The organism is Rhodoferax sp. (genome assembly GCF_028688795.1).
Taxonomy (GTDB): Bacteria; Pseudomonadota; Gammaproteobacteria; order Burkholderiales; family Burkholderiaceae_C; genus Rhodoferax.
Window position 1 is genome coordinate 1 of the sequence record NZ_JAQTXM010000058.1, and the last position, 10,024, is coordinate 10,024.

Below are 10,024 nucleotides of genomic sequence, written 5' to 3' on the forward strand. Positions count from 1 at the left end.
CCAGTGAGCGTGACCGGCTGTCGCCCTTGCTGGACTGGCTGGGCACCCATTTGCATGAGCCACACAGCCTGGACGCCCTGGCCGCGCGTGTGCTCATGAGCCGACGCACCTTCACGCGCCACTTTCGTGCCGCGACCGGCACCACGGTTGGGTCGTGGTTGCAGACGCAGCGGCTGGCCTATGCCCAGCGGCTGCTTGAACACAGCACACGTGCCATTGAGGATATCGCCTTTGAGGCCGGTTTTGGTTCCGCCATCTCGCTGCGCCAGCACTTTGCCCGGTCACTGCGAACCTCACCTTCGGCCTATCGGCGGCAGTTTCGAGGTGATTAGCCTGCCACGTCCGGGCTCGCTACCCCTCCAACAAACCTTCGCCACCCGCATCCAAGCCCTCAAAGCCACCCACCGCACCGCCCTGGTCCAGCTCGACTGAGCTGGTCTGCCATGTGTTGGCATTTGGTGATGGAAAAATCATGCTCTAGCCCGGATGTAATCTTCCTCAATAGCTATTAAATATATAGCATATTGACGCTTTTGAGATCTCCCAAACAGGGTCAGCCAGCCATCGGCTATTCTCCTACCCTGCCTGACCAACCCCGTTTTCGACACTTCCCCATGCTCACCGGCGACATCAAAAACAAAATCGACCAGATCTGGAACGCCTTCTGGTCCGGCGGCATTGCCAACCCCATCGAAGTCATTGAGCAAATCACCTACCTGCTCTTTCTGCGCCGCCTGGACGACCTGCACACCCTGGAAGAAAACAAGGCCACCCGCCTCAAAAAGCCCATGGAGCGCCGCCTCTTCCCTGAGGGCAAAGACGCGCGGGGCCGCGCCTATGACAGCCTGCGCTGGAGCCGCTTTAAAAACGAAGCGCCCAGCGAGATGTTTGTCATCGTCGGCGAACACGTCTTCCCCTTCCTGCGCACCCTGGGCAGCGATGACTCCACCTATGCCCACCACATGAAAGATGCACGCTTCACCATCCCCACGCCAGCGCTTCTGGCCAAGGTGGTAGACCTGCTGGATGCCGTGCCCATGGACAACCGCGACACCAAGGGCGACCTCTACGAGTACATGCTCGGCAAAATCGCCAGCGCCGGGCAAAACGGCCAGTTCCGCACCCCGCGCCACATCATTCAGCTCATGGTGGAAATGACCGCCCCCACGCCCACGGACACCATTTGCGACCCGGCCAGCGGCACTTGCGGCTTCTTGGTGGCGGCGGGCGAGTACCTGCGCCAGGCGCACCCCACGCTGTTCCACGACACCAAGCTCAACCACCACTTCAACCAAGCCATGTTCCATGGCTACGACTTTGACAACACCATGCTGCGCATCGGCAGCATGAACATGATGCTGCACGGCGTGGACAACCCTGCCATCACTTACCGCGACTCGCTGGGCCAGGAGCACAGTGGCGAAGAAGGCCGCTACAGCCTGGTGCTGGCCAATCCGCCCTTCGCCGGCAGCCTGGACTACGAGAACGTGGCCAAAGACCTGCTGCAAACCGTCAAGACCAAAAAGACCGAGCTACTGTTTCTGGCCCTGTTCCTGCGCCTGCTCAAACCCGGTGGCCGTGCGGCGGTGATCGTGCCCGACGGCGTGCTGTTCGGCAGCAGCACCGCGCACATGGCCCTGCGCAAAATGCTGGTGGAAGACCAAAAGCTCGACGGCATCGTCAGCCTGCCCGGCGGCGTGTTCAAGCCCTACGCGGGTGTCAGCACGGCCATTTTGTTCTTCACCAAAACCAACAGCGGCGGCACGGATCAGGTGTGGTTCTACGACATGCAGTCCGACGGCTACAGCCTGGACGACAAGCGCCAGCCCTTGCTGTCTGAAGACAAATTAGGCCTCCAGCGCCCGTCCTACGTGCGCAACCAGCTATCAAAAGAGGAACATTCGAAAAACAACCTGCCTGACGTACTGGCCCGCTGGGCGCAGCGCGAAGAGGCTGAGCGCCAGCGCAGCCGCACCGAGCAAAGTTTCTGCGTGCCCAAGGCCGACATCGCCGCCAACGGCTACGACCTGAGCATCAACCGCTACAAGGAAGTGGTGCATGCGCAGGTCCAGCACCGCGCACCGTCGGACATCTTGGCGGAGCTGGCCAAGCTGGAGGACGAGATTGCGGCGGGGATGAAGGCGTTGGAGGGGATGTTGAAGTGAGCGGCACAGTTTCTTCGCTTGCCTCGCTATCAACCTTGATTACCAAGGGGACGACGCCAACGACCTTGGGATATGCCCACGCAGACTCTGGCATCCCGTTTTTGCGTGTCCAGAACATCTTCGGTGGCCAAGTTAACTTTGAAGAAGACACGTTGTTCATTGGGGAGGATACCCACGCTGCGCTCAAGCGTTCGCAGATTCAAGGTGGTGATGTCCTCGTAACCATCGCGGGCACTATTGGTCGAACCGGCGTCGTACCTTTAGACGCACCATCCATGAATTGCAACCAAGCCGTTGCAATCGTGCGACCTACGGCGCAGATTGACCGCAGTTATCTGCGTCACTGGCTTGAGAGTCAGGCTGCGCGCAGCCAGATGATCGGCTCCACTGTGACCGGAACAATCTCAAACCTCAGCTTGACTCAGCTGGGTGAATTGAAAGTCCCGCTGCCACCGCTGGAAGAGCAACGCCGCATCGCCGCCATCCTGGACCAGGCCGAAACCCTCCGAACCCAACGCCGCCAAGCCCTGGCCCACCTCGACACCCTCACCCAGTCCCTCTTTCTCGATATGTTTGGCGACCCGGTGGCCAATGACCGTGGCTGGCCGGATTCGCTGACTTTGGGTGAAGTCGCTGACATCGCTTCTGGCGTGACAAAAGGACGCAATCTTGAAGGCAAGGTCACGCGTGAACTGCCGTACTTAGCGGTGGCCAACGTGCAGGACAAATCGCTGCGTTTGGACGGAATCAAGAGCATCGAAGCGACGGAAGATGAAATTCAACGCTATCGCTTGCGCAAGAATGACCTATTGTTAACGGAGGGCGGCGACCCCGACAAGCTGGGTCGTGGCACGCTTTGGAATGACGAGTTGCCGGAGTGCATTCACCAGAACCACATCTTTCGGGTGCGCCTCACCACAGAACTTTTGACTCCGCTGTTTCTGAACTGGCTTGTTGGTAGCCCACGCGGTAAGAAGTATTTCTTGCGTTCTGCCAAGCAAACGACCGGCATTGCTTCGATCAACATGACACAGTTGAAGGGCTTCCCTTTGCTGGTGCCCCCTCTATCCCTCCAACAAACCTTCGCCACCCGCATCCAAGCCATCGAAGCCCTCAAAGCCACCCACCGCGCCGCCCTGGCCCAGCTCGATGCCCTGTTCGCATCGCTGCAGCAGCGGGCGTTCAGCGGTGAGCTGACCCGGCCCGCTTCTGCGGCTGTGTCCATGCACACCAAGCCTGACCTCAGCGCAATGTGCACGCTGGATGTCAAGAAAATGCTGGAGGCGATGATTTATGTGGCCAAGCGTATGCCGGGGCACGACTTCTACAAGTCGCTCAAGGCGTTGTATGCGGGTGACAGGCAGCATCTGGAACACCATGGCTGTTTGATCTATGGGGAGACTTACGAAGCCTGGGAGCATGGCCCGGTGCCCAAAGCGGCTTACGCACTCACCAAGAGGTTGGAGGAGGCTGCCTCCAGCAACCTCTTTGCCGATGAGCCCATGTCGATCCCCTTGCAGCGCATCGGAAACCAGTTGATTCCTGCGCGTGATGCAGACTTTGAACTGCTCAGTGCCGCCGAGCGCAAAAGCCTGGATTGGGCCATCAAGTATTACGGCCCCATGAACTTTGGTGATACCAAGACCGTATCCCACGATTCAGCCTACCTTGCCACTGCGCTCCATACCCCCATAGCAATTGAAACCATCATCCGCACTCTGCCAGAAGCGGCGCAACGGCGATTCTTTGGCTGAGCTCGCAGTGCGTTTTCTGGAGCGTTTGGGCGAACAAACCCTACGGTCGTTTGCGACGGACGACTTTTTGGCGCTGGACGCATTACACCGAGAACAGTCCTTGTCACCAGCACTCAAAGAGCGCTTGCCGGGTTTGATTTCTGTGGGGGCAGTGGAGTCCGTGGGGCGTGGCCGAGGGGTTCGGTACATCTTGTCAGCCGCGTTCCACGCAGCGCTGGGTGCCAGTGGCACGCACACACACAAGAAGGGCAGACCATTAGACCAATAAGGCCTTGCTCTTGAAACACGTCACCAAGCAGCAAGCGCAGGGCGCACCATTGGCAGAGTTGCGCCAAGTGCTTCCCGCATTGCCTTCCAGCTCTGTTCAAGCATTGATGCATGAGTTGCGTGACGAAAACCAATAAAAACAAATACTTATAAAACATTTAGATGCAGATGAAGGGTGCAAAGCCGTCCTTTAGGCACAGCGAAGTTACCCGCTCTGAAGCCCTCAAAGTCAGCCACCGCGCCGCCCTGGCCAAGCTGGATGCCCTGAACGCCTAAGCTACAGCAGCGGGCGTTTTTGGGGGAGGTGTAGCTCGCATTTTTGCCACAAATAATGCATATATTTTGTGGCAAAAATGGCTCCCCGCTCTCAAATCACTTGTTTTTGCCACAAATAACTGTTATTTTTCGTGGCAAATATGGGCAAGCACGAAACATCTACTGACACACAGGTTCTGCAGCGCATCCAGTCACATGAGGCGGGCTGGGTGTTCACGCCTGCCGACTTTGCAGACCTTGGCAGCCGCGACGCAGTGGCCACCGCACTCAAGCGGCACAAGGCCGCTGGCACGATTCGGCTGTTGGGCCGCGGCTTGTACGACGTGCCCTGTCAGCATGATCTGTTGGGCACCTTGTGGCCGTCGGTGGAGCAAATGGTTGATGCCATTGCCCGCAAAGATGGGCTGCGCCTGCAACCCATTGGGGTGTATGCGGCCAACTTGCTGGGCCTGTCAGAGCAGGTGCCAGCGCAGGTGGTGTACCTGACCGATGGCGCCACGCGCAAGGTCAAAGTCGGGCCGATGGAGATTGTGTTCAAACGCACCACACCGCGCCAAATGGCCGCTGCGGGGCGGCTTAGCGGCTTGCTGATTCAGGGCTTTCGCAGCATGGGCGTGAAGCATGTCAAACCCAAGCACATTGAGAGTTTGCGCAGCCGCATTCCAGCAGAAGAGCGGGCCAAAGTGCTGCAAGACTTGTCCCTGGCACCGGCCTGGATGCACGCACACCTGAAGGAGATTGCCAAGCCATGATTCATCAATTTCTGTCTGTATCGCAAGCCGATCAAAAGCTGGCCTACCAGAATGCCGCGCTCACTCTCAAGACGGAGGCAGTCATTCTGGAAAAAGACTTCTGGGTGAGCTGGCTACTGGGCGTGCTGTTCACGCTGCCAGAGATTGCGCCGCATCTGGTGTTCAAGGGCGGCACGTCACTGTCCAAGGTATTTGGGGTGATTGACCGGTTTTCGGAGGACATCGACCTGTGCCTGGTGCCCGAGTTTGTGGGCGCAGATGCGGCAGGGTTTGACGCACTCACCAGCCGGGGCAAGCGTGACGCTGCGGTGATAGAAATGCAGGCCCTGTGCAGCGCCAAGGCGCAAGCGGTGCTGATGCCGGCGCTGGAGGCCGCCATTACTACCGCCTTGGGAGCACCAGCGCATGGCGCATGGTTGCGCTTTGAGGTGGATGCCGATGCCAAGTCGCCCATCGTGTACTTTGCCTACCCAACCACGCAGGGCGGCGGTTTTGCTTATCTGAAACGCGAGGTCAAGTTGGAGCTGGGCACACTCACCGACCAGCAGCCCACGGGCAGCTATGCCATCCAGCCCTTGCTGGCGGATGCTTTTCCGCAGTTGTTTACAGCATGGACTTGCAAGGTGACGGCGTTGGAGTTGGAGCGCACGTTTTGGGAAAAGGCGACCATCCTGCATGCCGAGTTTCACCGCCCGGCAGAGTCACCCACGCCCACCCGCTATGCGCGGCATTACTTTGACATGGCCAAGCTGCTGGGCCACCCCAAGGCTGCGCAGTATTTGGCCGACAAGGCCCAGTGCCAGCGCGTGGTGGACTGGAAAAGCCGCGTGTTCGCCCGTGGCTGGGCGCGCTATGACTTGGCTGCGCATGGCACGTTCCGCCTGACCCCGGCCCCACAGCGGCAAACCGATTTGGCGCAAGACTATGCGACGATGCGGCCCATGTTCATGTCCGAACCGCCACCGTTTGCGGAGCTGATGCGGCGGCTGGCAGAGGCAGAAGCCGCTTTGAACGCGCAATAAGACGCGAAGCAGGCAGAAGAAACAGACCAAAGGGAGTTTGATGGCGTCCAATTTCACTTTTCTGCAAGCCGAATGGCCCGCTCTGTGTGCCGAGGCTGCTAAGGCCGAGCAGGCAGCGCTGACTGACCCGCGCACTGCCTGCTTCTACGCCCGGCGCACACTGGAGCTGGCGGTGGTGTGGCTCTATCAAGCCGAGGGCGGGCGCGGTGGCAAGCTGCAAACACCCTACAAGACCGATCTGTCTGCCTTTTTGTTTGAGCCCAGTTTCAAGGTGCTGGTCGGCCCGGCGCTGCACGCCAAGATGGACGTGGTGCGCAAACAGGGCAACAACGCCGTGCACAGCGCACGGCCCATCACGGCGGCTGATGCCACAGCGGTGCTGCGCGAGTTGTTTCAGGTGGCCTTTTGGCTGGCGCGCAACTACGGTCGCAATGTGGCTGCGCGGCCCGACCCGGTGCTGCAATTCCGTGCTGACCTATTGCCCCGCCCTGCGGACACCAGCGCTGCACAAGCGGCTGCACAAGCCAGTGCGCAAGCCACCCAGGCCGCGTTGCAAAAGCTCGCGACCCTGGCCGATGAGCTGGCTGTGCGCGATGCCGCCTTGGCCGCCGCCCAGCATCGGCAGGAAGCGCTGGATGCCGAGCTGGCCCAACTGCGCGCCGAAGTAGCCGCCGCCAAAGCCGCCAACACCGCCACGCCCGACACCCACGACTACAACGAAGCGCAGACGCGCGACCTCTACATCGACCTGCTGCTCAAAGAAGCGGGCTGGAAGCTGGACCAGCCGCGCGACCGCGAGTTTGAAGTGCAAGGTATGCCCAACAACCAAGGTGTGGGCTACGTGGACTACGTGCTCTGGGGCGACGATGGGAAGCCGTTGGCCGTGGTGGAGGCCAAGCGCACAAGGCGCGATGCCCGCGTGGGCCAGCAGCAGGCCAAGCTGTATGCAGACTGCCTGCAAAGCCAGTTTGGCCAGCGCCCGCTGATCTACACCACCAACGGTTACGAGCACTGGTTTTGGGACGACACCACCTACCCGCCGCGACCGGTGCAGGGCTTTCACAAAAAGGACGAACTGCAACTGCTGGTGCAGCGGCGCACGTTTGCCAAGCCCTTGGCGGGTGTGAACATCAACCCAGAGATCGTGGAGCGGCACTACCAACTGCGCGCCATTCGCCGCATTGGCGAAACCTTTGAGCGCGACCGCCAGCGCAAAGCCCTGGTAGTGATGGCTACCGGCGCAGGCAAAACCCGCACCGTGATCGCGCTGGTGGACCTGCTGCAGCGCGCCAACTGGGCCAAGCGTGTCTTGTTTCTGGCGGACCGCGTGGCGCTGGTGAACCAGGCCTGCAACGCATTCAAGGCGCATCTTCCCGATGCGGCGGCGGTGAACCTGGTGACCGACAAGGACACCGAAGGCCGCGTGTTTGTGAGCACCTACCCCACGATGATGGGCTTGATCAACGAGACCGACGGAGGTCTCAGGCGCTTTGGCGTGGGGCACTTTGACCTGATCATCGTGGACGAGGCGCACCGCTCCATCTACCAAAAGTACCGCGCCATCTTTGCCTACTTTGATGCGCTGCTGGTGGGGCTGACGGCCACGCCCAAGGACGAGATCGACCGCAACACCTACAGCCTGTTTGAGCTGGAAAACGGTGTACCCACCGATGCCTATGGCCTGGAGGACGCGATTGCCGAAGGCTACCTGGTGCCACCGCGCGCCGTGTCAGTGCCGCTGAAGTTCCAGCGCGAGGGCATCAAGTACGCCGAGCTGAGCGAGGACGAGCGCGCCCAGTGGGACGAACTGGATTGGGACGATGAAGGCCACACCCCCGACGAGGTGGGGGCCGAGGCGGTGAACAAATGGCTGTTCAACACCGATACCGTGGACAAGGTGCTGGAGCTGCTGATGACCCAGGGCCACAAGGTGGCGGGCGGCGACCGGCTGGGCAAGACCATCATCTTTGCCAAGAACAATGCACACGCTAACTTCATCGCCGAGCGCTTCAACGCCAACTACCCGCACTATGCGGGGCAGTTCGCGCGCGTCATCACCTACCAGACTGAATACGCGCAGAGCCTGATTGACGACTTCTCGGTCAAGGAGAAAGCCCCGCACATGGCGATTTCGGTGGACATGCTCGACACCGGCATTGACGTGCCCGAGGTGCTGAACCTGGTGTTCTTCAAAATCGTGCGCTCCAAGGCCAAGTTCTGGCAGATGGTGGGCCGCGGCACGCGCTTGTGCAAAGACCTGTTTGGGCCCGAGCAAGATAAAAAAGAGTTTGTGATCTTCGACTTCTGCCAGAACCTGGAGTTCTTCAGCCAGAACTTGGAGGGCAGCAAGGGCAACGTGGCGGAGCCCTTGAGCCAGCGCACCTTTAAGGTCCGACTCGAATTGCTGTCGGTGTTGGATGAACAGCTGGCGCAGGAGCCGGGTGTGGGTGCTGCCAAGGTGGCCGAGTCTGCGGCAGGTTACGGCCTCACGGCGGCGGCCATGCGGGTCGACACGGCCAGCTACTTGCACACGGTGGTGGCTGGCATGCGGCTGGACAACTTTGTGGTGCGCCCCAAGCGTCGCTGGGTAGAACACTGGAGCAACGCCCCAGCTTGGCACAAGGTCAGCCATGAGCAATTGGTGGAGTTGGCCGAACATGTGTCGGGCCTGCCCAGCGCCGTGCGGGACGACGATGAAGAAGCCAAGCGCTTTGACTTGCTGATGCTGCGCACCCAGTTGGGCAGCGCCCGTGGCGATGTGGGCTTTGCCCGCCTGCGTGAGCAGGTGCGCTCGCTGGCCGATGGGCTGCTGGAGCTGGGCAGCATCCCCGAAGTGAAGAAGCACATGGTGCTGATCGAAGCGGTAGCAGGCGAAGAATGGTGGCAGGACGTGACCCTGCCCATGCTGGAGCAGGCGCGCAGGCACTTGCGCGGGCTGATCAAGCTGCTGGAAAAGACGCGGCGCAAAGTGGTGTACACCGACTTCTGTGATGCCGTGGGCGAGACTTCTGAGGTCGCCTTGCCCCTGGGCGGCAGTGCGGGGGACTTTGAGCGCTTTCGCCTCAAGGTGCGCGCCTATCTGCGTGCGCATGAAGACCACATCACCCTGCACAAGCTGCGCCGCAATCTGCCGCTGACCGCCACCGACCTGACCGAGCTGGAGCGCTTGCTGATCGACAGCGGCACAGCCACTGCTGAAGACGTGGCCCGCGCCGGGCAAGAAGCGCATGGCCTGGGCCTGTTTGTGCGCTCACTGGTGGGGCTGGACCGCGAGGCGGCCACACAAGCGCTCAACGGTTTTGTGGCTGGCAAGACGCTGAGCGCCAACCAACTGGAGTTTGTGAACCTGATCGTCACCCACCTGACCGAGCGCGGCATCATGGACCCGACCCTTCTGTACGAGCCGCCCTTCACCAGCTACGCACCGCAGGGGCCGGACGCGCTGTTCACGTCCGCCCAAATGGACGAACTGTTTGGGGTGCTGGACCACATCAAGGTCACCGCGCGGGCGGCCTGAGCAGGACGCGCGTCAGCGCTGCGTATGGGTTGGGTGAGCAGGCTTGCCATGCTGATTTTTTGCGGCAAAATTGGCCATTAGCCTGCGTATCCATTGCCTGAGTAGCTATCAATAGTATAGCAATCGTGTTAATCCGCCAGTCGCGCCGCCGCCCGCAATTCTTGCGGCGTGGCGCTGGGCAGCTTGAAGTACGCCAGGTAGGCCGGAATCTGCTCAAACAGCATGTCCGAGCCGACCTGCACGGCGCAGCCGCGGGACTGGGCGGCCAGCA

Annotated in this window: 9 protein-coding genes and 1 pseudogene; 8 read left to right on the top strand and 2 right to left on the bottom strand. The window is 60.6% G+C overall.

The window, feature by feature from the left end; genetic code table 11:
* Positions 1–332 (top strand): helix-turn-helix domain-containing protein (locus tag PHQ58_RS22275; RefSeq protein ID WP_300115820.1); only part of this gene is annotated, 332 nt, incomplete at its 5' end.
* A gap of 19 nt (positions 333–351) precedes the next feature.
* Here PHQ58_RS22275 and PHQ58_RS22280 read toward each other — a convergent pair.
* Positions 352–474 (bottom strand): hypothetical protein, encoded by a 123-nt coding sequence (locus PHQ58_RS22280; RefSeq protein ID WP_300115821.1) that lies wholly within the window; start codon positions 472–474, stop codon positions 352–354.
* A 140-nt stretch (positions 475–614) separates the two neighbouring features.
* Between PHQ58_RS22280 and PHQ58_RS22285 the strand changes: the two genes are divergently transcribed.
* From PHQ58_RS22285 to PHQ58_RS22315, 7 genes are all read left to right on the top strand, one after another.
* Positions 615–2,165: a class I SAM-dependent DNA methyltransferase gene (locus PHQ58_RS22285; protein ID WP_300115823.1), complete on the top strand. Its 1,551-nt coding sequence runs from the start codon at positions 615–617 to the stop codon at positions 2,163–2,165.
* Positions 2,162–3,919 (top strand): restriction endonuclease subunit S, encoded by a 1,758-nt coding sequence (locus PHQ58_RS22290; protein WP_300115825.1) that lies wholly within the window; start codon positions 2,162–2,164, stop codon positions 3,917–3,919. The genes PHQ58_RS22285 and PHQ58_RS22290 overlap by 4 nt, the downstream gene beginning before the upstream one ends.
* The gene (locus tag PHQ58_RS22295) at positions 3,912–4,187 is read left to right on the top strand and encodes a hypothetical protein (protein ID WP_300115827.1); all 276 of its coding nucleotides are present in this window, start codon (positions 3,912–3,914) and stop codon (positions 4,185–4,187) included. Before PHQ58_RS22290 ends, PHQ58_RS22295 begins: the two co-directional genes overlap by 8 nt.
* Before the next feature lie 10 nt (positions 4,188–4,197).
* Complete coding sequence (locus PHQ58_RS22300; protein WP_300115829.1) at positions 4,198–4,323, top strand: hypothetical protein; 126 nt, start codon at positions 4,198–4,200, stop codon at positions 4,321–4,323.
* A gap of 279 nt (positions 4,324–4,602) precedes the next feature.
* On the top strand, positions 4,603–5,214 hold the full coding sequence (locus tag PHQ58_RS22305; RefSeq protein WP_300115831.1) for a DUF6088 family protein: 612 nt from the start codon (positions 4,603–4,605) through the stop codon (positions 5,212–5,214).
* A complete protein-coding gene (locus tag PHQ58_RS22310; protein ID WP_300115833.1) occupies positions 5,211–6,236 on the top strand; it encodes a nucleotidyl transferase AbiEii/AbiGii toxin family protein in 1,026 nt (341 codons plus the stop codon). The genes PHQ58_RS22305 and PHQ58_RS22310 overlap by 4 nt, the downstream gene beginning before the upstream one ends.
* A 40-nt stretch (positions 6,237–6,276) precedes the next feature.
* Positions 6,277–9,753, top strand: a complete 3,477-nt coding sequence (locus PHQ58_RS22315; RefSeq protein ID WP_300115836.1) for a DEAD/DEAH box helicase family protein — start codon at positions 6,277–6,279, stop codon at positions 9,751–9,753.
* 128 nt (positions 9,754–9,881) lie between these two features.
* On the opposite strand, the pseudogene PHQ58_RS22320 reads toward PHQ58_RS22315, so the two are convergent.
* Positions 9,882–10,024, bottom strand: a pseudogene (locus PHQ58_RS22320) (shikimate dehydrogenase); the annotation flags it as partial.

Bases quoted from the DNA above. Each gene is read 5' to 3' on its own strand.
- PHQ58_RS22280 (WP_300115821.1), bottom strand. From the start codon at position 474: ATGATTTTTCCATCACCAAATGCCAACACATGGCAGACCAGCTCAGTC.
- PHQ58_RS22315 (WP_300115836.1), top strand. From the start codon at position 6,277: ATGGCGTCCAATTTCACTTTTCTGCAAGCCGAATGGCCCGCTCTGTGT.
- PHQ58_RS22305 (WP_300115831.1), top strand. From the start codon at position 4,603: ATGGGCAAGCACGAAACATCTACTGACACACAGGTTCTGCAGCGCATC.
- PHQ58_RS22310 (WP_300115833.1), top strand. From the start codon at position 5,211: ATGATTCATCAATTTCTGTCTGTATCGCAAGCCGATCAAAAGCTGGCC.
- PHQ58_RS22285 (WP_300115823.1), top strand. From the start codon at position 615: ATGCTCACCGGCGACATCAAAAACAAAATCGACCAGATCTGGAACGCC.